The sequence below is a fragment of the Parabacteroides sp. PFB2-10 genome (assembly GCF_029893085.1).
GTDB lineage: Bacteria > Bacteroidota > Bacteroidia > Bacteroidales > Tannerellaceae > QVMG01.
In genome coordinates this window covers 24,227-48,411 of sequence record NZ_JARXWI010000006.1, presented here as the reverse complement: position 1 = coordinate 48,411, position 24,185 = coordinate 24,227, and the positions used below count along the sequence as shown (strand labels likewise).

The following is a 24,185-nucleotide window of genomic DNA, read 5'->3' as shown; positions in this document are numbered from 1 at the left end:
AAGACAGATACAAAAACACAGCGGTACAGCCGCGGTACAAAAGTAAGCGAAACAATTGGATTTAACAATAGGAAAGCATTAATTAGATAAAATATAACTGATTTACAATAAGATACTTTGTTGTTAATGATAGTTGTTGGAAGTGGATGATAATCTCAACTTACTTCCCGATACAAAAATTCGCAAAGATATTCTCCAGGATTTCGTCGGTGGTGATTTGGCCGGTTATTTCGCCGAGGTAGTGGGAGCATTCACGGATGTCTTGGCTGAGGAAGTCGCCGGAGATGTGGGCGGTGAGGCCTTCGTTGACACGGCGGATGGCTTCCAGGGCGTGGGTGAGGGCTTCGTAGTGGCGGATGTTGGTGACGATGATGTCGTTTTGGTTGATCTCGGGCAGGGCGGCGGCTTTGAGGAGCTCCTGTTGGAGGGACGCGGTGTTTGTCTGTTTTTTTGCCGAGATATAGAGTCTGGTGGCGGTCAGATTGCTGAGGAGCTGTTGTTTTTCATTCAGCTCTTCCGCCGTGAGGAGGTCGGATTTATTGAAGACCAGGATGAGCTGTTTGCCTTCGGCGCGAGGCATAATGTTTTGGGCGAGTGCTTCTATTTCTTCCATAGGGCTGGTCAGGTCGATCACCCAAAGGACGATGGATGCCTGATCGAGTTTTTGGAAGGTGCGTTCGATGCCCATGGACTCGATGGTATCGGTGGTTTCGCGGATGCCGGCGGTATCGATAAAGCGGAAGGTGACGCCCGAAATATTGATGGTGTCTTCAATCACATCGCGCGTTGTTCCATGAATATCCGAGACGATTGCCCGTTCTTCTCCTACCAATAGATTCAATAATGTCGACTTGCCGGCATTGGTCTCGCCGATAATGGCTACGGGGATACCGTTCTTGATGGCATTACCGACATTAAAGGACTCAGCCAATTGGCTAATGACCTGCTCCATATTCAGTGCCAGTTCTTTCAAATGGGAGCGGTCGGCAAACTCTACATCCTCTTCCGTAAAGTCGAGTTCGAGTTCGATAAGAGAGGTAAAATCAAGCAATTGCATACGCAACTTCAGAAGTTCATTGCTGAATCCTCCACGCATCTGGTTGAGTGCCAGGCGATGTTGGCCAGCCGACGTTGAAGCGATCAGATCGGCCACTGCCTCTGCTTGACTAAGGTCCATTTTCCCATTCAGGAAAGCACGTTGGGTAAATTCCCCCGGAAGGGCAGAGCGCGCCCCTTTTTCAATCAATAACCGGAGTATTTGTTGTTGGATATAAACCGAACCGTGACAGGTGATCTCTACGGTGTCTTCTCCGGTATATGAATGTGGCGCGCGAAAGACCGTGACTAAGACTTCATCGATCGAAGTCTCTGCTGCGCGAATCTCGCCAAAATGTACGGTGTTCGGAGAAACGTTTACCAGTTTTTTGTCCGTTGAAGAATAGAAAACCTGATCGGCCAACGCCACAGATCCTTCACCTGAGAGGCGGATTACAGCAATTCCTCCACATCCCGGGGGGGTTGATATGGCACAAATAATGGATCGATCTAAATTCATTTTCTCTTCTTTTTTATGCAAAGATAAGGAGAATCTTGCAATCCTATTCAAAAAACACACGTGTAAGCAAATACCCCCGATTTCAACTAAAATCCGACCTTTTTCGTGACACTTCAAATGTTAACAAATGCAAACTCCCGGGAGTTTGTTCGCAAAGTCCTGGGTTTTTGACGAGATTCTCCCGGCAAAATATCATTTTGTCATTTTGGGGTTTTGCGAAAAAACGATATTCGATTCAAAAAAATGAACTTGTTCCAATCTCCGGATTTTAAACAAAACAAGAAAAGAAAGTGTTACATTGACAGAGAGACAGAAAAACTGTTTTAAACAATTTAAATAAGTAGTATTATGGGAATTTTATGGTCAATTATTATTGGTATCCTGGCCGGTGCAATTGCCGGTTGGTTGATGAAAGGCAGTGGTTTTGGTATTATCATAAACCTGATTGTCGGTTTGGTTGGTAGTGTGTTGGGTGGTTGGATCTACGGATTATTGGGTTTCAGCACCTCCAGTATATTGGGAACACTGCTTATGTCGGTGATCGGCGCTGTGGTGTTGTTATGGATCGTTTCCTTTATCAGTAAACGGATGAAGTAGTAATAGCTAACGCTGAAGTTAGAAGAAGTCAGAGAAGTTATCAGTTGCTTCGCTCCTTAGAAGTTAAACAAAAAGGTATATAAAAAGCTCCTTATCAAGCAAGATAAGGAGCTTTTTGTATGCCTTTCGTTTTTTAGTCTGCCGCTTATTCTGCCCTTTCCAGTTCAATGGTGAAATGGCGCATAATGGGCAGTTCCTTGGTGATTCGGTAGCCGCGGGTGATCTCTTCTCTCCGGTCGTACACATTCTTTAAGGCGGCGGCTATCACATCCATATGGTTGTTTGTGTAGGCGCGGCGTGGAATGGCCAGGCGGAAGAGTTCCAACGCCGGATAGCGGTTCTCACGGGTGACGGGATCGCGGTCGGCCAGTATGGCTCCCACCTCTACACCGCGGATACCGGCTTCAAGGTAAAGCTCCACACCCAATGTCTGGGCAATGAATTCCTCTTTCGGAACGTTGGGTAATACCTTCTTGGCATCAACAAAGATGGCATGTCCACCGGCCGGGCGTTGGTAGGCAATGCCGTATTCATCCAGTTTGGATCCCAGGTAGGCCACCTGCCGGATACGCGTTTCCAGGTAATCAAATTCGGTGCCTTCGTCCAATCCTTGCGCCAACGCGTTCATATCCCGTCCCGACATACCACCGTAAGTGATAAACCCTTCGTTCATGATGCAGAACATCTGCGCCTTTTGCCACAAAGCCTCTTCTTTGAAAGCCACAAAGCCTCCCATATTGACAATCGCATCTTTCTTCGACGACATGGTCATGATATCGGCATAGGAGAACATCTCGCGTACGATCTCTTTGACTGTCTTGTCGGCATAACCCGCTTCCCGCGTTTTGATGAAGTAGGCATTTTCGGCAAAACGGGCGGAGTCGACTAACAGGCGCACGCCGTATTTCCGACAAAGCGCGGAGACTTCCCGGATATTCTGCATAGAAACAGGCTGCCCTCCGGCGGTGTTATTGGTCACAGTCAATACCACGCAGGGAATCTTTTCCGCCGGATACTGCTGCAATGCTTTTTCCAGTTTTGCCGGATCGACATTGCCTTTGAAAGGTATCTCCAGTTGGGTATCGGAGGCTTCGTCGATGGTACAGTCGAGCGCCACCGCTTTACGAAACTCGATATGTCCTTTGGTGGTATCGAAATGGGAGTTCCCCGGCAGGATATCGCCCTCTTTGATGAGGGTGGAGAAGAGGACATTCTCCGCCGCGCGCCCCTGGTGGGTCGGCAGGAAGTAATCGAATCCGAGAATATCTTTGATGGCCTCCTTCATGGTGTAATAGGAGCGGGCGCCGGCATAGCTTTCATCGCCCAGCATCATGGCTGCCCATTGTTTGTCGCTCATCGCCCCGGTGCCTGAGTCGGTAATCAGGTCGATAAACACCTGGTCGCTTTTCAGGTTAAAGAGATTATACTTTGCCTCTTTAATCCATTGCTGGCGTTCTTCACGTGTGCTACGGCGGATCGTTTCCACCATCTTAATCTTGTAGGATTCTGCAAATGGTAATTCCATGGTAAAAAATAATTTATAAAAGTTTTTAGCGTATAATATTGATATCACATAAAGGTTGAACCCGCTTTGGGGTTCAGCAAAATGAATGAGCTTATGCCTCGGGGTTCACCCGGGGTTATTCACATTTTACCCCTTTCGGGGTATCAAATAAGTATATGGATAGGGATAAGGAGATGAATGAATCTCAGGAAAGAAATTCATCGCGCTTTTTGATGTTCAAAAATAACAACCGAACAGAAGGTATGTTCTTCGCTTGTTTCATATTCTACAAATATATGAAAAGCTAAATACACCACCAAACTTATTTATTTTATATTATACAAAGGGAGCGCCTCAAGCGCTCCCTTTCCCTTTGAATTAATTATCCTTCCATTCGAAGATCATACATGATAAAAAACAGAAATTCTCCGGATAGACTTTATTTCGATGCGTTTTTCACATATTTTTCGAGCCAGGCGTCTGTTTCATAAAGCATGTGCAACACGTTCTCTTTGGCTGAGTATCCATGGCTTTCGTAAGGCAACACGACATAACGTGCCGTAGCTCCATGCCCTTTCAATGCCTGGTAGTAGCGTTCCGACTGAATAGGGAAGGTTCCGCTGTTGTTATCCATCTCACCATGAATAAGCAGAATGGCACCTTTCAACTGGTTAGCGTATGTAAACGGCGACATCGTGTGATACACCTCCGGTGCTTCCCAGTAGGTACGCGTCTCAGCCTGGAAACCAAAGGGGGTCAAGGTGCGGTTGTAAGCGCCGCTCCGGGCAATACCAGCTTTGAACAGGTCGGTATGCGCCAACAGGTTGGCCGTCATAAAAGCACCATAGGAATGGCCTCCTACCGCCACCCGGTCCGGATCGCCTACGCCCCTGTCGGTGATCACCTTAACAGCCGCTTCGGCATTCAGACGCAATTGCTCCAGGAAGTTATCATTCGGTTCCTTCTCTTCCGAAGTGCCTACGATCGGCATCTCCACCTCGGCCATCACACAATAGCCCCGCAATGCCCAGAACACCGGCGAACCGTAATTGATACTCGTAAACGTATATTGGGATCCACGGATCTGTCCCGCCTCTTCCGCCGAGCGGTATTCGCGCGGATAGGCCCACATCAACACCGGCAGGCGTCCGTCTTTTTCTTTGTTATAACCGGCAGGCAGGTAGACTGTGGCGCTCATATCGATGCCATCCGCCCGTTTGTAGAATATCTTTTCCTGGCTGACTCCCTCCATCGCCGGATAGGGATGGGCAAAATGGGTGATCTGCGTTGTGCGTTTCCGCTTCACGTCGCGCAGGAAAAGATTCGCAGGCTCGGTGTTCGACTGGCGGGAAGTGATCAATGTCAGCTTCGCCGGATCGGTCACCTCCAGGATCGTTTCGTAGTAGGGCGCTTCGGAACGCCACAGGATCGTATTCTTTTTGTCTTTCAGATTGAAGCGGCTCAACAGCGGCATATCCCCTTCTGAAGAGGCTCCTTCAGAGGTCATCAACAACTCGTTTTTCGCCTTATTGGTATAGAGTATATAGCGACCATATTGGTTGCGCACCATCACCGGCGAACCGGGGTCGTTATAGCGGTCGTTGAGCGCCAGTTCGGTGATCAGCTGAGGCTTTTCGCCCGAAGCAGGTTTGATGCGGTACATCCAGGTACGGTTCTCGGCACGCGATGTTTCATGCATCAAAGCAAACTGATCATCGTGCCAAAGGATGCCGCGAAAGCGCTTTACCGTGCGTGCCACCTCCTGCTTGGGCTGATCGAATGGAGCAGCCGATTGGTAGACAATGTCCATAAAATCCACCTTATTAATTCGTGGGTTACCGCCATCCTGCGCCTCTACCCAATAGATCGTGGCCGGTTTGTCGGGACGCCAACTGAAAGAACGCGGGTAAGGAGAGGTCATATCGTAACCGGTCGGTAGGTTTAATAGCGGCGTACGTGCCAGTTCTTTCACATCTTTTCCATCCAGATTCATCACAGCTGTCCGCCGTGGGAAAGAGCCCATCGTCAACTGATAGGAATAGGGGCGCTCGACAACAGCATAGAGCAAAAGGTTCTTGTCGGGCGAAAGCTGCATCGTAGCATAGATGGCCGGGCGGCCTATCTCCTTCATAGCGGTGCCCGTCCAATGCGCCAGCTGCGCGGTGAAATAATAATCGAAGAGCGCCTCGTCGTAGGGGTTCTTCAACAAATCCTGGTAAGTGCGAACCGCTTCGCGTCCACCGGAGGTTTCCTGAATGATTGGCCCCACAGGAACGGCCGGAGCTGCCGGCGGATTGGTGGCCGAGGTGGGCACCAACAGCGTCAGAAACTGCTCATCGTCGAGCCATTGCACCGTCACACCCGTCGTTGCGTTCAGGCGGCGATCACTCAGACGCACGGCCTGTGGCTCCTCGGTCGTAAACGAATAGAGATAAATCCCGGCAGCCTCTTCCACAAAAAGAAGCACCCGCGTATCAGACGGCGAGAAAGAGGAACCGACGATGGTTGCCCCATCAGGCAGGCCGGTCACCGTCACACGCCGTTGAGTCGGGATATGCAGGAGGGAGGGGTCCGTGTATTCAGACCCACGACTTACGTTGAAAGTCACAGGATTGATACGCATACCCGCCAGTTTCAGTTCCGGCTGAGCCAAGCGCCCCAACGAAGTATAATAGGAACGCTCCAGTTGAAGTATCCATTGATTGTTTTTACTGATGCGATTGGCAGGTGAAAGAGGCGCCATCACCACCTCTTCAATCACAGCAGGAGGGCGTTGATAGACCGCCTCCTGAGCAACCGTTTGATTTAGGGTCAACAGAGACAACAAGCCTGCCGCCACGTAAACGAATGTAGATTTAGTATTCATTTTTCAGGGTATTAAATTTAGTTTCAAAAAGAAAAGATGACAAAATAAGAATAATTTGCCATCTTTTCAAGTATTTAGTTACAATGTCTTTGCAAAGCTACTTCCCAACAATCCTTTTTTAATTGGATATTTAGAGTCCACCATTACTTTCGCTTTCGATCAGCGGCGTCATGTAGGTCCAGCGGTTTTTGTATTCCACCGGTAGGGTGACTGCCATCTGTGTCGCGAAGTTACCACCATCCGCGAAGCTGGCGCGCACCAATGGTTCGTTCCAGCGTTTTTTATCCAGCCAGTCGAAACCTTCTCCCCACAATTCAATGGCGCGGTAGAATTTGATTTCCGCCAGCAGATCCGTGCCGGTAGCCTTACAAGTATAGGCTTCATCTCTTTTGGAGTCGCGCACCAAGGCATTCAACAACGCCTGGGCACCCGGTTCATCGCCTGAGAAATACTTCGCTTCCGCTTCGATCAAGATCATTTCCGAAGAGCGGAAGTGGTTGATATAACCAATACCTACACTTCCTCCAATGAAGAATTTGAAGCTGTGGCAAACCGTAATAAGATGCGTACTTTTCATAGGAGGATATTTAGCCCGCACCGCTTTTGCGTCCGCGCCGTCAGCAGAATATACCCCTGTCGATGAACTGTAGGAACCATAGTCGGCCGGATTCAGGAATAATCCTTTGCGAATATCCGTATCGGCTATTTTTTCATACAACTTTTTGCTCATACTTATCGGATAATTACGAACGATATTGGCATCCGCAGCGTATGACATATAGGAATGGAAAGAATAATAATGCAGTGTCTGATCGTTTCCTCCGTAGCTTCCCCAGATCCATTCGTTATTGGGTTCGCTAAAGCCGGCATAATAATCCGCGTTCGACATCAAAGGAAAGCCGACACGTGCCGAAGCCGCGTGAGAAGCCGCCGTTGCATAATCCTTACGGGTAATGGCAGCACGCGCATAGACCGCATGAGCCACATTCGCATTCGGTTCCCATACATTATCGCGTTTCAGGCCACTTGCTGTAAACAAAGAGATCGCTTCTTCCAAATCGCTATATACCAGCTTGTAGACCTCGCCCGAAGAAGACAATGGAAGATCTCGTTCATTCATATTTTCTTCCGTACGCAATACCAAGCCATTCTTCGGGTATTCAACCGTCGTACCATTATTACTGTCATCCCAACGATAGCAATAGAAATTGATCAGTTGAGAATAAGCAAACGCACGATAGGTCAATGCCTGCGCTTTCAGAAATTGGCGTTCGGCTTCCAGTCCGGCTGCCTTATCGATATTGGCAATAAAGGTATTCGCATTACCGATTAGCATATAATAATAGCTCCAGGGGTAGCGTGCATAAGAGGAAGTATTGCTATCCATAAAGTGTCCATTCATCACAGTGTACCAACCGGTCAAACGGGGACGAGAGAAGTGCTCACCCATATATTCTCCATGCAAATACTTAATGGTGCCTTCACCATTAAAACCCTGGATGCCGTGATACTGGCTTACCATCAAACGGGCTATCCCGTTGATTGCCATCTTTGCAGCATCAGTGTCTTGGAAAATGGTTTCCGTAGAGGTACTTGCCGTCGGGTAAGTATTCATATAATCTTCATTGCAAGAGGCAAACAGGAAAGTGGCAATGAAAGAAAGCGTTACTAATTTTATACTACTTTTCATTTTACGCTGTTTTTAGAAGTTTAAGTTTAATCCGAAGGTAATCACGCGGGCAGGAACATAGGCATTGTAGTTTGTTCCGTTGAAAGATTGTTGCGGGTTCATCCCTTGTCTCTTGGTGAAAATAGCCAGGTTTTCACCACTCAACGAAAGAGTCACGCCATTAAGTCCGATAGGTTTCAACACTTTGCGTGGAATCGCGTATGACAAAGTCACATTCTTCACCACAAAATAGTCGGAACTGATCAGGTGACGGCTGGATGTGGAATTATTATAGCTCGACAAGGCGGTGTTTATGGTCGGGGTTCCGTTCGGATCAATACCGACAGAGGCATCTTCCGGCTTCCAGCCCTTCAATACATCCACATGCAGAGCCGACGGAGTTGTTCCGAAACTCATCAGGGGATTGTAGCTGTAGTCAATCATTTTACCGCCTATCTGATAGGTGAATAACCCAGACAGTTCGAAGCTTCTGTAGCGGAGTGAGGTGGTGAACGATCCGAATAATTTCGGGATCGATGAGCCACTCCAGTCTTTCACGGCGTAGGTGGTATTATACACGTATGGCTTCCCGTCGATCACGGTGAAATCTTCCGTCAATTCCGTTTTACCCTCTATTTCGGTGGTCGTACCTTTTACATAATAATTTTCATCATCGATGCGGTAGAGTGAGCGACCATTGCTAAGGTCAATCCCTTCAAACTGATACATCCAGAAATCATAGATGCTATGTCCTTCGAAATATCTTTTCGTTCCGTTGATAGAGCCTTTGCCTCCGTATTCTTCCGGTAATTTTTTGATTTTGTTATTCAACGTATTGAGATTGACGCCCAGGTTCCAGTTGAAGTCTTTCATTTTGATCACATCGCCATTGATACCGATTTCCCATCCTTTGTTTACCAAGGTACCGAAGTTTTTGGTTATTGTCGGGCGAGTATCTCCTGTACTCACCGAACCCATAGAAGAGGGCAGGTTTACATCGAACAACAGATTGGACGATCCTCTCTGATAATATTCAACCGACAGATTCAACCGTTTGAACAGATTGGTTTCCAAAGCGAAGCTGGCAGAGCGAGAGGTCTCCCAGGTGATATCGCTGGCTTCGTTCTGTGATTTGTAGTAGGCGCCATCGCCTCCGTTTATGGTCGATCCATACAGAGCCATCCAGGCATAATAACCTACTGAGGCCTCCTGCCCTACTTCCCCATAACCGGCACGTAGCTTCAGGTAATTGATCCAGTCAAACTGACGGATAAAGGCTTCATTCGAAGCGATCCAGCTACCGCCCAGCGACCAGAAATTACCCCAACGGTGGTCTTTATGGAAACGGGAAGAGCCATCACGGCGGAAAGAACCCTCTACAAAATAGGTCTGATCGTAATTGTAGGCCGCGCGAGAGAGGAAACCTTCTGTTTTATAACCTGACTGATACCCGCTGATAGTGGTCATAGTCGCGAAATTGGATAATTCCATCAGATTCGCAAACTTCTCGCTTGATTTATACACATAGTCGTAGTCGTATTTATAATTGAAATTTTCGTGTCCGACCATAACTTCCACACTATGTTTTTCTTTGAATGTCTGACGCCAGTTTACCAACTGCTGAAACATCATATTCCGATAACGGTAGTCTGTTTTCGACATACGTCCTCCGGCGCCGGATCCATCCCCGATAATAGAGTTATTATAGGCCTTATTGGCGGAGTTTCTCAGATTCAGGTTTCCTTTCAATGTAACGGTGAAGTTATGAGGAAGGATAATATCCGCGTAGGCTGTTCCATCAATGGTGGTACGGTATGTTTTATCTTGATCTAATTCCGTTTCCCATACATTGTGGCGGCTACTGCTTTGGCCACGTCCACCTTCACCCGAGTCATAGATTTTATTCTTATCCCCATCCAACACATAAGCACCGGTGGCCGGATCATGTAAATGCACCGGATAAACGGGCGCCATATTACGGGCAAAATAAAATGGGTTGATAAAAGAGGAGCTATTGCCTGTACCCGCTGTCATGGAGTTGTAATACTGATTAGAAGCATTCAGGGTAGATCCCATTTTTAACCAGGAAGTTGGTTTTACATCCACTTTCAGGTTGGCGGTCAGACGTTCACCTGATGATTTTTTCATAAAACCCTCTTCGTTCAGGTAACCCAATGACATATAATAGGCACCCTTTTTCGTGCCTCCGGAAGCGCTGATGCCATATTGCGAGCGATTTCCCGTACGTTCGATCGGTTCGTACCAGTCTAAGTCATCTTTATACCCATCCAGGATCTCTGTGCCGGCTGTGATTTTACCATTGGCATCGAACAGATTCTCCCAACTCTTATTAAAGATATTGTAGTTTTCACCGATACCGTTACGAACCAACTCTAACGCGTCCGCATTCGCGTCGCTATAGGTGTTGTATTTGCCTTTGGTATCACCTGTATAAAGCGCGTTACGGTTAGATTCCCAATAGGTCTCCATATATTGTTTGGCATCTAAGCGCTCATACTCTTTCGTCGCGCGCTGGTACCAGCCCTGGCTGATCGTTGCGTTGATGCGTATGGCTTCTTCTCCGATGCGACCGCTCTTGGTAGTAACCAAAATCACACCACTCGCTGCTTTGTTTCCATAAAGAGCAGCCGAGGAGGCATCTTTCAATACGGTCAACGACTCAATATCGGCCGGGTTGATATCACCCATATTGCCACCCATCGGCACCCCGTTTACCACGTATAAAGGGCTGTTGCTCCCGTTCACGGAGGTAAACCCTCGAATACGAATTGTAGGCTCCGATCCCGGCTCCCCGTAGCTGTTGTTTACCTGCACCCCTAAGGCCTGTCCTTCCAAGGCAGCCGTAGCCGATGCGATCGGACGCCGTTCGATAGACTCTGCTTTCAGGTTGGAAACGGCCCCGGTAATGGCCTCCTTACGCTGCTGGCCGTAAGCCACCACGATCACCTCATCCAATGCTTTTGAATCTGTGGCCATCACGATACGTATCGTGGCAGCTGCTTTCACTTCCTGCGATGCCATACCGACATAAGAGATTAAGAGAGTAGCATTTTGCGGAGCCTCCATTGCGAAATTACCATCGTAATCCGAAATGGTTCCCTGCGAAGTGCCTTTTACCTGAACAGTCGCCCCGATCACCGGTTCACCGTCTTCATCCTGAATAGTTCCTGTTACTCGTATGGATTGAGCAACCACATACTGCATACTACATAGGAGTAGTAGAAAAAGAATCAATTTGTGTTTCATAAAATGGCATTTAAGTATAATTATAAAAAATAACTTAAAAAAGCTTTCGCTTTCTTCTGTTTGTTTAATTTAGTTTGTTGGCTATAAACAAATTGGCTTGGCTATTTGTCGCATCATTACTCGACTTCTTATACACTTCTGTTCAGAGAGAGAGGTCTGATCAACGTGCTGCAAAGATATATTATTTTGCATAATTACAAAAAAATGAACATAATTTGTTAAAAATAATATACTCCACAACCCCGTTTAAGCAGATATATCTTGCCCCAAATCGCATGAAATTCATAGGATAAGCAAAACATTAATTTGATCAAAAAAATAAGTTTGACCCGTTTGCCCCCCGATCCATTCCCCCATATTTCCCCATGCGAAAACATCTCCAACAAAATCGATTCGCTGCGAGGTACAGCAAACTGTTTATTTATGTGAATTTGCCTCTTTTGACAAAAACCCTCAACTTACGATTTGTAATTTTCGCAGGACTTTGCGCGCAAAAAAGCGGGACTTCGGAGACAAACTCCCGGGAGAAACATTTTTTAACGTATGAATTTGTAAGTAAAACAGCCGTTTTGCTTACAATCGACATTTTAACATTTTACAGAAAACAGTTCAGCATGGTTGGAAAAACGTAGATATTTTGCGCCCTTAATTTGGGTTATCACAACCAGGAATAACTCGACCCTTCCAGCGGGTCGATATCCGGCCAGTCGCCGTGTTGGTTGTTTTCCCACCATTGGGTATAGAGACTGCATACCTCCAATACCTCTGCACCAATAAGCGTTTGGGTGCCCGATGGGGTCGCTTCGGTCAGGATGGGTTGTTGGGAAGGATAGACTTTGTTGAGACGGATCCCTTCCACAACCCACAATAAACATTCACCAAGGATATAGGTCTCATCCTCCAGGTGGGAACCGGAGATGCGGGAGGAGGGATTAATAGGGAAATTTTCAATATGGGTCGTATCGGCCGCATATTTCAAGAGATCGGGAATATCTTTCATTTGGAAAACAGGCATCTGAAGCCCTAACCGTTCTCCGGAAGAGGAGGTGATATAACATTCGTAGGTTCCGTTCTTCAGACGGAACACAAACTCACGGACATCGGGGTCGTTCAGATCAAAACTATAATCGCAAGAGACGCACAAGACCCATATAAACAAAAGACTGTATACTCGCTTCATGGGGCATCGATTTAAGTGTCGCACAAATGATATCAGCAAATATACAAAAAAATGAAGAATGAAGAGTGAAGAATGAAAAATCGTGTGCAATCTTCCATTCTTCACTCTTCATTCTTCATTGCTTTACGCTTCGCTAAGCGATCTTCGATTCTTCATTCAAAAATGGTTTCTCCGCAAGAAGGCGACAGTCTTATGTATCTCGGTATACATCACGATGTCGTCTTCAATAAAAGGGACCTCTTTGCGGAAGTCTTTGAGGAATTTCTCTAAGATAGGCGATGTCTTGGCCGGGCGACGGAAGTCGATACCCTGCGCGGCGTTCATCAATTCAATAGCCAGGATATGATCCAGGTTATCCATAATCTTAAACAATTTGGTCGCGGCATTGGCGCCCATGCTTACGTGATCTTCCTGTCCGTTGCTGGACACGATAGAATCGCTGCTCGCCGGATAGCAATACATTTTATTCTGGCTTACCATACTGGCGGAGGCATATTGCGGAATCATAAAGCCGGAGTTCAGACCAGGATTGGCCACTAAGAACTCGGGCAAGCCACGCAAGCCCATAATCAACTGTGCTACGCGTCGTTCGGAGATATTACCCAGTTCGGCCAATGCAATCGCCAGGTAGTCATACGCCAGCGCCAAGGGTTGCCCATGGAAGTTACCTCCTGAGATAATCTTATCGTCGTCCGGGAATATCGTCGGGTTGTCGGTCACCGAGTTGATCTCGGTCAACAAGACATTCGTTACATGATAAACCGCGTCTTTCGTGGCGCCATGCACCTGAGGGATGCAGCGGAACGAATAAGGATCCTGCACATGCTCTTTCGGGCGGCTGATCAGTTCGCTTCCCTCCAACAGGCGGCGAAACTCAGCGCCGGTCTCGATCTGTCCGCGGTGCGGGCGTATCTGCTGGATGCAATCCATAAAAGGATCGATCAGTCCATCGAAGGCTTCGAGCGACAGGGCAGCGATCAGGTCGGCGCGTTTGCAGATATTAAAGGCACGCATCAGGGCGAACACCCCGTTGGCGCTCATAAACTGGGTACCGTTCAATAGAGCCAGTCCCTCTTTGCTTTTCAGCTTCACCGGTTTCCAGGCAAACTCATCGAGCACGGCAATGGCTTCGCGCTTCTTCCCTTTGTAGTACACATCTCCCACGCCGATCAGCGGCAGGAAGAGGTTCGCCAACGGAGCCAGATCGCCGGAAGCGCCCAGCGAACCACGGTCGTAGACGATCGGCAATATATCGTTATTGAAGAAATCCAAGATGCGTTGCACGGTGATCACCTGCACGCCGCTATGTCCCAACGACAAAGCCTGTGCTTTCAAAAGCATCATCAGGCGGACAATCACGGGGCTTACCTCGTCGCCTACACTGCAGGCATGACTCTTAACGAGGTTTTCCTGCAACGTGCTGAGCTCGTCCGGTGAGATATTCTTATTACAAAGCGATCCGAAACCGGTGGTGATGCCATAGAGCGGCCCTGTCTGTTGTTCGATCTTGCGATCGAGGTAGTCTCTGCATTTCTGGATACGCTCACGCACTTCGGCGGTGAGTTCCAGTTTCATATTGGTGCCCAGAATCCGTTCGATAATCTCGAAGGTTAGCGGTTCCGAGCCGATATAATATACGTTGTGTCCCATATTTTTAAATTATGAATGATGAATTATGAGTTATGAATTATGGGATCGGTGCAACCTCATAATTCGTAATTCATAATTCATAATTGTTTTTTCACCCACTCCAATAGTTTTTGTTCGATACGGATGGCTTCTGCTTCGAGATGGTCGGCTTGTTCGGCCAGGCGGCGCACAAACTCTTCATCTTTGATAGAGGAAAGGTTGATCCGCACATTCAACAAGGCGCCCAGGACGCAGGTGCGGGCGGCCATCATAGCCACGCAGGCATCGGTCACGGCATTCTGGTTGCCTTTGTGTGCCACGTAGATGATGGTTTCCATAACGGAGCCCACCTCTTCGGCTACGCGCATCGGCACGAGGGCAGCCTCTTTTGTGGCCTCCTGTATGGCAGCGCTGCGCGCGGCCTGTTCCTCTTCCGTCTCCTTCGGCAATTTGAAGGCAGAGAAAACGCGGTTATAGGCGTCACTGTCTTCGTCAATATAGCCGATCAGGCGCTCGCGAATGGTGGCTGCCTCGGTGGCAATGGTTTTCATCTGCCCTTCGTAGTCGGCATATTTCTTTTTACCGATGGTCAGGTTGGCAACCATTTCTGTTAATGCGGTAGCAATGGCACCGTTCAATGCGGATATGCTTCCGCCGCCGGGAACGGGCGTATTCGACGCCGTTTCCGCCAGGAAATCTTTGATAGATAAGTCTACTAACATGGTTTTTTTGAATTATGAATTGTGAATTATGAATGATGAATTAAAAGGAGACGCTCCTCATAATTCATCATTCATAATTCATAATTATTTTATTATTTTTCCTTTTTTGATCACTGTGTCTACTATATTCATTCCGAAATGATAGGGAAGGAATTTGTAGGAGGGGTATTGCAGGAGAATCATATCCGCCTGTTTGCCGACGTCGATACTACCGATCCGGTCTGCCCGGTTGAGAGCTGCGGCACCGTTGATTGTCAGGGCGGTGACCGCCTCTTCGGGTGACAGCTGCATATAGATGCAGGCAATCGCTATCAGCATAGGGATAGACGATGAGAAACAACTGCCGGGATTCAGGTCGGAGGCCAGGGCAACAGCACAGCCCGCGTCGATCATCTCCCGTCCACGAGCATACGGTTCCTTGAGTGAGAAGGCCGTAAGCGGCAATAGGGTTGCCACCACATCGTTCTCTGCCATCTGCCGAATGCCTTCATCAGAAGCGTGAAGCAGGTGGTCTGCGCTGACGGCTTTCAGCCGTGCTGCCAACTCGGCGCCTCCCAGCGGAACGATCTCATCGGCATGCAGCTTCAGTGCGAAGCCGTGCCTGCGGGCAGCCGACAGAAGCCGTTCGCTTTGTTCCAAAGAGAACACCCCCTTTTCGCAAAAGACATCGCAGAAGTCCACGCCCCATTCGGCAGGGATATTCGGCAACGCCTCAGTAATCAGGAAGTCGATAAACTCATCTGTCCGCCCGGCAAACTCGGGAGGAAGGGCATGCGCCCCAAGATAGGTGGAGACAATACCGATGGGATGTTCTTTCCGAAGGGCGGCCATCACCTGCAGTTGCAACGCTTCGGTCTCCAAATCGAGCCCGTAACCGCTTTTGCCTTCCACAGTAGTGACGCCCATCGCCAGAAACTCATCGAGGCGCGGAAGGGCAGCATCATATAGTTCCTCAAAGCTGCTTTCCCGTGTCGCCTTCATGGTGTTGACAATACCGCCACCCCGTTCCATGATCGACATATAACTGTCGCCGCGCAATCGCCAGGAAAACTCCTCCTCGCGGTAACCACCAAACACGAAATGAGTATGGCTATCGACAAAACCGGGCAACAAGGCTTTGCCTTTTCCGCTGATCTCCGGATAGAAGCCGGTCAGTTGACTGAGCACCTCTTCGGTCGTACCGACATGGGTAATCATGCCATCCTCTATGGCGACAGCACCGTTTTCTATAATACTCAATTCGGACATCGCCTCCCCCTTCTTAGCCGCGAAGCCGGAGCAGGTAACCAATTGGGTGATATCGCGAATCAGTAAACGATTATCTTGCATATATTATTCCATAATACGTGCTTCCAGCACTTGCTGCATACTGAAATTCTCTAATCCTAAGTAATAGGAGACGGTATCGATCAATGCCTCCATAGGCACTAAGCCGACAATCTCGCTGCCTACTACCGGCACACCGTAACGGCGCGCTTCGATGCGTACCAATTCGAATGCACGGTAAAGCGCCGTTTTCGTATAGTCGGTCATATTGATAGATACCTGTACGATACCACGATCGGTAAGTTCCACGCCCATCGCCTTGCAATAGCGCAAGCCACCACCGATAAAACGTATCTTCTTGGCAATATCACTGGCGATCTCCAATTTGTCGGTTCCCAGGTTTACGTTATAAGCCACCAGCGGCATACGGGCACCAATGGCCACCGCTCCGGCTGTGGCATGGCGTTTAGCCGGCCCAAAATCTGGCTTCCATTCCGGTTGTTTGATCTTCTCTTCCATGCCTTCGAACTCCCCTTTGCGGATAGCTGCCAGGTTCTCCCGGTGCGGAGCAGAAGCCGATTTCTCATACAAGAATACCGGCAGGTCATAGCGTTTACCGACCTCTTCGCCGACCTCTTTGGAAAGATTGACAGCCTCCTCCATCGTACATCCCCGGATCGGGATAAAGGGAACGACATCGACAGCACCCATACGTGGGTGTTGTCCTTCGTGTTTGGTCAGATCGATCAACTCAGTGGCAATACCGATGGCTTCAATCACCGCATTTTTCAATGCTTCCGGTTCGCCAACCGTTGTTACCACCAAGCGGTTATGGTCTTCGTCATTGCTGTAATCCAACAACTTCACCCCCTCTTTTCCGCGGAAAGGTGATACGATCTTTTCTATTTTATCCCGGTCGCGTCCCTCGCTAAAGTTGGGAACACACTCCATTATTTTACTCCAGTTGCTCATTTATTTAATTGTTAATTATTAATTGTTAATTATTAATCACCTCTATCAATTATCCATTATCCATTATCCATTGCTTATCGTTTTCTTAATCAGTTCATCGTTGGCCAGGTGAGGCAGGGTGATGTGGTAGTTGTCGGCATACTTCTCATTGAAGAGCGAGGTGGTCTCCATCGCATGGGCATTGCGTGCCCAAGAGCGCCGGGCGACTCCGCCCATCACATCCCAGAGCATAGCCGAGCGTAGGATCTCATCCACCCGTTCACTGCCGTCGAGCACCATGCCAAAGCCACCGTTGATCGACTTGCCAATACCCACTCCTCCACCGTTATGCAAAGCAATAAGGCTCATGCCCCGCGCCGCATTCCCGGCAAAACACTGCACCGCCATATCAGCCATCACATTGCTGCCGTCGTATATATTGGCTGTTTCGCGGAAAGGAGAATCCGTGCCGCTCACGTCGTGGTGGTCTCTGCCAAGCATGATCGATCCCACTTCGCCATCACGTACCATCTGGTTGAAACGAAGGGCAATATTCATCCGTCCCTCCGCGTCCTGGTAAAGGATGCGCGCTTCGGTGCCTACCACCAATTGATTTTTCTCCGCATCACGTATCCAGTTGTAGTTATCCCGGTCTTGTCCTCGCCGCGTCGGATCGATACATTCCATTGCTGCCCGGTCGGTCTTCAACAGATCCTCATGCCGTCCGCTCAGGCAAACCCAGCGGAAAGGACCATATCCATAATCGAACAGTTCCGGCCCCATGATATCTTCCACATAGGAGGGCCAGATAAAGCCGTCTTTCTCATCAATACCGTTGCGGGATATCTCTTTCACGCCGGCATCATAGATCGCTTTCATAAACGAATTGCCATAATCAAAGAAATAGGTTCCCCGGGCAACCAGCTGTTTGATCGCTTCAAAATGGCGCACAAGTGTTTGGTTTACCAGCTCTTCAAACTTCGACCGGTCGTCGGCCAATAGCCTTGTCCGCTCTTCGAAGCTGATGCCCGCCGGACAATAACCTCCTTCATAAGCCGCATGGCAGGAGGTCTGGTCACTCAACAGGTCGATATGTATATGATAAGCATTGGCATACTCCAACAGATCCACAATATTCCCGTGGTAAGCGATCGAACAGGGCTGTTTCTCTTTCACTGCTTTCCCAGCTAATAAAAAAGCCTCTTCCATATTGTCTGTCACATGTTCTACCCATCCCTGCTTGTAGCGTGTCTCGATGCGCGAAGCATCTACCTCTGCCACGATAGAGGCAGCGCCGGCTATCACGGCGGCTTTCGGTTGCGCACCGCTCATGCCCCCCAAGCCGGAAGATACAAATAGATAGCCTCGCAGGTCGTTTTCTTGCGGAATGTTCAGTTTCAGGCGTCCCGCGTTAAGCAGGGTGTTGAATGTTCCATGCACAATGCCTTGGGGACCGATATACATCCAGCCGCCTGCAGTCATCTGTCCGTAATTGGCTACGCCCATCTGTGCGGCGGTATGCCAGTCGGTTTGGTTATCGAACATACCGATCATCATCGAGTTCGTGATGATCACGCGGGGCGCGTCGGGTTTCGAACGAAACAGTCCAAGCGGATGTCCCGATTCGATCACCAATGTCTGCTCCTGGGTCAACTCCTCCAGGTATTGCATGATCAATCGGTATTGCATCCAGTTCTGGCACACCTGTCCGGTCTCCCCGTAGGTAACTAATTCGTATGGATACAGGGCGATATCGAAGCATAGGTTGTTATCGATCATCACCTGAAAGGCTTTCCCTTCCAGGCATTTTCCTTTGTACTGCTCTATTGGTTTCGCCTTCAGATCGCCTTCCGGGCGGTAACGATAGCCATAGATACGTCCACGCGTCCGCAATTCTTCCATAAACTCAGGAGCAAGCGCCTCATGCAATTCCTCCGGAATATAGCGAAGCGCATTTTTCAAAGCTGTCTCGGTTTGTGCCGGCGTTAAAGTGTATCCGCGGTCAGGAGCGCGGCGAATGGCAGGCGTAAAAGAAGGATAATCAGGTAAATCCTTTCCTAATGTCATATTCATGTTTCTTTGTCTTAGTTGTTCTTACAATATGATAGCATATTGTGTTGTAAACGGGCAACAAGGTAGGGACTTTCCGCTAAATAGACAATAAACACCGCATGTTTATGAGCATATTGCTAAAAACAAAAAAGAGGCCGATCATAATTTGATCGGCCTCTTTCACTTATATATAAAAGCTTATTACTTCTTTGCTTTCAGTTCGGCAGCTGCCGCTTTTTTAGCAATATTTCTCTTCTGTATTTCGTAAGCAATCGGAGTCGCTACGAACAGGGTAGAGTAAGTACCTATCACAATACCCAGCAAGATAGCGAAGGTAAAGCTACGGATCGAGCTACCACCCAGGACAAAGATCACCAATACCACCACCAAGGTAGTGATAGAGGTATTGAACGTACGGGAAAGTGTAGAGTTCAATGCATCGTTGATCACCTGGAAGCGATCGCGTTTCGGATAGAGTCCGATAGTCTCACGGATACGGTCGAATACCACCACCGTGTCATTGATAGAGTAACCAATGATTGTCAGGATCGCCGCGATAAATGTCTGGTCAACCTCCATAGAGAAAGGCAAGACTTTCCAAAGTAAACTGTAGAATGCGATGATACAGAGGGTAGTCACAACAACCGAAACCAGCGTACCAATAGAGAAAGAGATATCGCGGAAACGGATAAGGATATAAGTTGCCATAAAGAACATAGCCAGCACAACTGCCATGATTGCATCGTTTTTGATATCATCTGCCATGCTCGGCCCTACTTTCTGAGAGCTCAGAATATGATCGGCCACGAACTGATCTTTGGTTATACCTGACGGCAACAACGATTGTACACCTGCAAATATTCTGTTTTCAATATCTTCATCTACCGATGGATCCGTATCGGTAATCTTGTAGTTGGTTGAGATACGCACCTGGTTAGCTGTACCGATCGTGATCACGCTCACCGCGCCATCCAATTGTTCGTCCAGCATATCACGCACATCAGCCGTATTTACCTCCTGGTCGAAACGAACCACATAGTTACGCCCTCCCGTGAAGTCGATACCGTTGTTCAAACCGATAGTCATCATCGAAACCGCACCGATCAGGATGATAGCAAGCGGAATGATATACCCCATTTTACGCATACCAAGGAAGTTCACTTTCGGATTCACCAACAGGTCTTTCGACATGCTTGTGGTGAAGGTGATATTCTTCAGTTTATCTTTCTTCAATAAGGCTTCATAAACAATACGGGTAAGGAATACAGCAGTAAGGAAAGAAGCGACCAAACCGATAATCAATGTCCATGCAAACCCTTTGATAGGGCCTGTTCCGAAGAAGAACAAGACAAGACCGGTGATGATTGAGGTCAGGTTGGCATCGAAGATAGCCGAGAAGGCATTCTTATACCCGTCGTTGATAGCCTTTCCAAGTCCTTTACCCGCGCGCAGCTCCTCTTTGATACGTTCGTACACCAGCACGTTCGCATCCACCGCCATACCCAGCGTCAACACCATACCGGCAATACCCGGCAAGGTCAATACAGCCTGGAATGAGGCAAGTACCCCCATCGTGAAGAAGATATTCAACAGCAAGGCACCGTCTACGATCAGACCCGGCAACAAGCCATAGAACAAACACATATATATCATCAACAGTACAAGCGCCAATACGAAGGAGATCACCCCTGCATCGATAGCTTCCTGTCCCAGTGAAGGACCTACTACGTCTTCCTGTACGATCTGGATAGAAGCAGCCATCTTACCCGACTTTAACACGTTCGCCAAGTCCTTCGCCTCTTCCGGGGTAAAGTTACCGGTGATCTGTGAGCTTCCGCCGGTGATTTCCGTCTGCACGTTCGGAGCAGAATAAACCATCTCATCCAATACGATTGCTATCTGTTTGCCGATATTTTCTTTTGTCAGACGCGCCCAAGCTTTAGCTCCTTCGGCATTCATCTTCATGCTCACCACCTGTTCGGAGCGTCCTCCTGTCTGCTGGAAGTCGGCAACAGCGTCGGTTACCACATCACCACCCAACGCCGGTGTTCCGTCGCGATTGGTCACTTTCAGTGCATACAGTTCATAATATTGTTCGCGTTCATCAATGGCTTTCACACCCCATTTCAAAGCAAGGTTGCGCGGCAAAAGCTCTTTCACCTGACGCATTTCAAGCAATTCATTGATCTTCGCCATATCCCGTGTGTTTGCCACACCGATAGCCGAACCGTTTGTCAACTGGCCATTATACGAATGCAGTTGCAGAAGGGCAAACAACGGATGTTGCTTCGCAAACTCTTCCATGCTCAGGGCGTCCTCTGCCTCTTCCGTATCCTGTCCCAATTGAGAGAGCAGGTCGTCGGCATCATCAGCTTCCTGTTCGGTGGCTTCCGCTTCCGGAGTCGTTTCCGCTACTGGAGCTGTTTCCGGTTCTGTCGCCGGAGCCGTTGCTGTTTCTTTATTTTGCATAGAAGCCAACAGGTTATCTACAGCGATCAACTGCTGATAGATCTCCGGCAAACGGTATGTTTCCCAGAATTCCAGGTTGGCGCTACCCTGAAGCAACTTACGCACACGTTCCGGTTCTTTCACACCCGGCAGTTCCACCAGGATACGTCCGGCAGTTTCTAAACGCTGGATATTCGGAGAAACAACCCCGAAACGGTCGATACGGGTACGCAATACATTGAATGAATTATCGATAGCACTCTTTGTCTCTTCTTTCAAAATAGCAACGACCTGAGCGTCGGTACTCTGCGGAGTGATTCTTTCTTTCAATTCAAAGGTGCTGAAAATAGCAGCGAGTCGCGCTCCTTCGTCTAATTTTTTATACTCTTCTGCGAACAGATCGATGAAGTCGCGGTTGCTGGATGCCTGACGGGCGTAAGCATTATCAAGCGCCTTGTTGAAATTCGGATCCTGATTGTTGTTCGACAGTGAACGGATCACGTCGGGCACATTCAGTTCCAGAACAACATTCATACCACCCTTCAGGTCAAGACCTAAAGTAATCTCCATCTCACGGCATTGCTTGAGCGTATACCCCAGCCAAACCTTCTGAGTAGACAGTGAGTCGATGTATTGACTCTCTAACGCAGGATCTCCGTTGGCATACTTCACCGCTTGGTTGTTGTAATACCCCGTTACAAAAGAGAACGAAAGATAAAACAAACAAACGAGTGTAAGCAATACAGCGAAGACCTTTACAAATCCTTTGTTTTGCATTTGACTCTTATTTTTATGTTATTTAATTATTTATGATCTTTTTTTTACAGGGTGCAAATATAGACTTTTTTTCTTTCTTGCAGACTAATTGGCGCAATTATTTGTTGCTTACCGGGTTTATTTGCAAGGCAGTCAAAAATCCTGACCGGCAGGGGGTCACTTAGAGGTAACCCTGTCGTAAACATAAAGAGCAAATGCCGCAGCCACCCCAATGGCCAATATCACCATCCAGAGATTAGACGGATGATAAGTGTCCCACAATAGATTGGTCAACGCCTGGGGAGTCATCTCAACCTGACGAGCCACCTCTTCAAAGTAGGCATTCGTCGAAAGCCCGTCGGCTATCTGCAATCCCTTTTCGGCAACAAACTGTTCCGTAAACGACACTTTATCCGACATCGCCTGATACACATTCCCTGAAATAAATCCTGCGAGGATATTCCCAATGAAAACAGGGATAAAAGAGTAACCCATATACAACGCTTTCTTATCCGGCGGTGCAATGCGTCCGATGTATTCGGTGATCTTGGGCGAACCGGCCATCTCGCCAAGTCCAAAAATCAGGATAGCCACAATGGTGAAAAGCACATTCTGCGAAACCAATGTGAGTGCCATACCAATGGCGCATACCAGAAAGCCCGACATCATCGACTTCAACGGCTTCATCCGCATCACAATGGTAGAGACCACCAACTGGAACATAATGATAAACATCGCATCCATATTGGTGATAAACTCAGCGTCCAACACACCCGGCGCCGGGCTGTAGTTAGCGCTCACGAATGGAATATAGGTATCAAAGAAATTATACAACACACTGGTGTCCACCCATTGCGAGATAAACACCGGTAATGTGAAAAACAACTGATTATACATAGTCCAGAATCCGGCGACGATCAATAGGAAAACAAGGAATTTCACATCCTTGAAAATGCTGCCCATATTACGGAAGATCGTACCGAAGGTTTGCCAGATCGACTCTTTTGTGTTCACCTCATTGCGCGGCGGTTCGTTGTAGAACACCAATAACACCAGGTTCAACAAAATAATGCCTGCGGATATATAAAAGATGTATTGGGAATCTCCTTTAAATAAAAGGGTGATCAGCGGACCGATGAAAGCACCGATATTCACCATCATATAGAAAATACCGAATCCGATCGAAGAATTCTTTTCGTTGGTCGTCTTGGCAATCGTCGCGGAGATAACCGGTTTAAACAACGCCGCCCCTACCGCCAGGTAGATATACATACCAAAAACAGCGCCAAAAGAGGAGAACTGAGGAAATAATATAAAAGCAGAAGCATAAATCACAAAGGCCAATGCCAACACCTTCTTATAACCATACCGATCGGCAATCGCGCCGGTCAACACGGGCAGGAAATACAAAATACCCGTTCCCACACCCATAATAAGGCCTTTCTGGCTCTGTGAGAACTCCAGCCCTCCCAGGTCGGACGAACCGGTCAGATAATTAGCAAACAACATAAAGAAACCATACCAGGCCCAGCGCTCAAACAACTCTAATGTATTAGCTACCCAAAACGTACGTGGAAACGTATTCAATCTACCCATTGTTTTTTCTTTTTTAGTATGAATGATTTATTTTTAGCTTCCAAATATACAAGTTCTGAGCGGATCGGGTTATGTTGTAAAACAGAGAAAACAGGCGATTTCCCTGATTGTTTTTCAGGCGGAACAG

Annotated in this window: 14 protein-coding genes; 1 reads left to right on the top strand and 13 read right to left on the bottom strand. The window is 48.0% G+C overall.

The window, feature by feature from the left end; all coding sequences use genetic code 11:
- Positions 1–160: 160 nt before the first annotated feature.
- Positions 161–1,555, bottom strand: a complete 1,395-nt coding sequence (gene mnmE, locus M2137_RS06835) for a tRNA uridine-5-carboxymethylaminomethyl(34) synthesis GTPase MnmE (protein ID WP_280765722.1) — start codon at positions 1,553–1,555, stop codon at positions 161–163.
- A 348-nt stretch (positions 1,556–1,903) separates the two neighbouring features.
- Between mnmE and M2137_RS06830 the strand changes: the two genes are divergently transcribed.
- The gene (locus tag M2137_RS06830; protein ID WP_280765721.1) at positions 1,904–2,152 is read left to right on the top strand and encodes a GlsB/YeaQ/YmgE family stress response membrane protein; all 249 of its coding nucleotides are present in this window, start codon (positions 1,904–1,906) and stop codon (positions 2,150–2,152) included.
- A 145-nt stretch (positions 2,153–2,297) separates the two neighbouring features.
- Here M2137_RS06830 and M2137_RS06825 read toward each other — a convergent pair whose 3' ends face one another.
- The 12 genes from M2137_RS06825 to M2137_RS06770 form a co-directional block, all read right to left on the bottom strand.
- Entirely contained in the window at positions 2,298–3,677 is a 1,380-nt protein-coding gene (locus M2137_RS06825; protein ID WP_280765720.1) for a tryptophanase, read from the bottom strand.
- A 418-nt stretch (positions 3,678–4,095) separates the two neighbouring features.
- A complete protein-coding gene (locus M2137_RS06820) occupies positions 4,096–6,522 on the bottom strand; it encodes a prolyl oligopeptidase family serine peptidase (protein WP_280765719.1) in 2,427 nt (808 codons plus the stop codon).
- A 130-nt stretch (positions 6,523–6,652) separates the two neighbouring features.
- The gene (locus M2137_RS06815) at positions 6,653–8,212 is read right to left on the bottom strand and encodes a RagB/SusD family nutrient uptake outer membrane protein (RefSeq protein WP_280765718.1); all 1,560 of its coding nucleotides are present in this window, start codon (positions 8,210–8,212) and stop codon (positions 6,653–6,655) included.
- A gap of 12 nt (positions 8,213–8,224) precedes the next feature.
- Positions 8,225–11,458 carry a TonB-dependent receptor gene (locus M2137_RS06810; RefSeq protein ID WP_280765717.1) on the bottom strand — a complete coding sequence of 1,078 codons (3,234 nt, stop codon included), beginning with the start codon at positions 11,456–11,458 and terminating at the stop codon, positions 8,225–8,227.
- A 658-nt stretch (positions 11,459–12,116) separates the two neighbouring features.
- Positions 12,117–12,638, bottom strand: a complete 522-nt coding sequence (locus tag M2137_RS06805; RefSeq protein ID WP_280765716.1) for a DUF4943 family protein — start codon at positions 12,636–12,638, stop codon at positions 12,117–12,119.
- 156 nt (positions 12,639–12,794) lie between these two features.
- Positions 12,795–14,288: a histidine ammonia-lyase gene (gene hutH / locus M2137_RS06800; RefSeq protein ID WP_280765715.1), complete on the bottom strand. Its 1,494-nt coding sequence runs from the start codon at positions 14,286–14,288 to the stop codon at positions 12,795–12,797.
- A gap of 77 nt (positions 14,289–14,365) precedes the next feature.
- On the bottom strand, positions 14,366–14,989 hold the full coding sequence (locus M2137_RS06795) for a cyclodeaminase/cyclohydrolase family protein (RefSeq protein WP_280765714.1): 624 nt from the start codon (positions 14,987–14,989) through the stop codon (positions 14,366–14,368).
- Positions 14,990–15,073: 84 nt separating this feature from the next.
- Positions 15,074–16,318, bottom strand: coding sequence for an imidazolonepropionase (gene hutI / locus M2137_RS06790; protein ID WP_280765713.1), 1,245 nt, complete (start codon positions 16,316–16,318; stop codon positions 15,074–15,076).
- Positions 16,319–16,321: 3 nt separating this feature from the next.
- Positions 16,322–17,227, bottom strand: a complete 906-nt coding sequence (gene ftcD, locus M2137_RS06785; protein ID WP_280765712.1) for a glutamate formimidoyltransferase — start codon at positions 17,225–17,227, stop codon at positions 16,322–16,324.
- A gap of 63 nt (positions 17,228–17,290) precedes the next feature.
- Entirely contained in the window at positions 17,291–19,279 is a 1,989-nt protein-coding gene (locus M2137_RS06780) for a urocanate hydratase (protein ID WP_280765711.1), read from the bottom strand.
- Between the two features lie 180 nt (positions 19,280–19,459).
- Entirely contained in the window at positions 19,460–22,483 is a 3,024-nt protein-coding gene (gene secDF / locus M2137_RS06775; RefSeq protein ID WP_280765710.1) for a protein translocase subunit SecDF, read from the bottom strand.
- Between the two features lie 156 nt (positions 22,484–22,639).
- The gene (locus tag M2137_RS06770) at positions 22,640–24,058 is read right to left on the bottom strand and encodes an MFS transporter (RefSeq protein ID WP_280765709.1); all 1,419 of its coding nucleotides are present in this window, start codon (positions 24,056–24,058) and stop codon (positions 22,640–22,642) included.
- Positions 24,059–24,185 lie beyond the last annotated feature (127 nt).

Bases quoted from the DNA above. Each gene is read 5' to 3' on its own strand.
- M2137_RS06815 (WP_280765718.1), bottom strand. From the start codon at position 8,212: ATGAAAAGTAGTATAAAATTAGTAACGCTTTCTTTCATTGCCACTTTC.
- M2137_RS06780 (WP_280765711.1), bottom strand. From the start codon at position 19,279: ATGAATATGACATTAGGAAAGGATTTACCTGATTATCCTTCTTTTACG.
- M2137_RS06825 (WP_280765720.1), bottom strand. From the start codon at position 3,677: ATGGAATTACCATTTGCAGAATCCTACAAGATTAAGATGGTGGAAACG.
- M2137_RS06830 (WP_280765721.1), top strand. From the start codon at position 1,904: ATGGGAATTTTATGGTCAATTATTATTGGTATCCTGGCCGGTGCAATT.
- M2137_RS06820 (WP_280765719.1), bottom strand. From the start codon at position 6,522: ATGAATACTAAATCTACATTCGTTTACGTGGCGGCAGGCTTGTTGTCT.
- hutI (WP_280765713.1), bottom strand. From the start codon at position 16,318: ATGCAAGATAATCGTTTACTGATTCGCGATATCACCCAATTGGTTACC.
- mnmE (WP_280765722.1), bottom strand. From the start codon at position 1,555: ATGAATTTAGATCGATCCATTATTTGTGCCATATCAACCCCCCCGGGA.
- secDF (WP_280765710.1), bottom strand. From the start codon at position 22,483: ATGCAAAACAAAGGATTTGTAAAGGTCTTCGCTGTATTGCTTACACTC.
- M2137_RS06770 (WP_280765709.1), bottom strand. From the start codon at position 24,058: ATGGGTAGATTGAATACGTTTCCACGTACGTTTTGGGTAGCTAATACA.
- M2137_RS06810 (WP_280765717.1), bottom strand. From the start codon at position 11,458: ATGAAACACAAATTGATTCTTTTTCTACTACTCCTATGTAGTATGCAG.
- ftcD (WP_280765712.1), bottom strand. From the start codon at position 17,227: ATGAGCAACTGGAGTAAAATAATGGAGTGTGTTCCCAACTTTAGCGAG.
- hutH (WP_280765715.1), bottom strand. From the start codon at position 14,288: ATGGGACACAACGTATATTATATCGGCTCGGAACCGCTAACCTTCGAG.
- M2137_RS06795 (WP_280765714.1), bottom strand. From the start codon at position 14,989: ATGTTAGTAGACTTATCTATCAAAGATTTCCTGGCGGAAACGGCGTCG.
- M2137_RS06805 (WP_280765716.1), bottom strand. From the start codon at position 12,638: ATGAAGCGAGTATACAGTCTTTTGTTTATATGGGTCTTGTGCGTCTCT.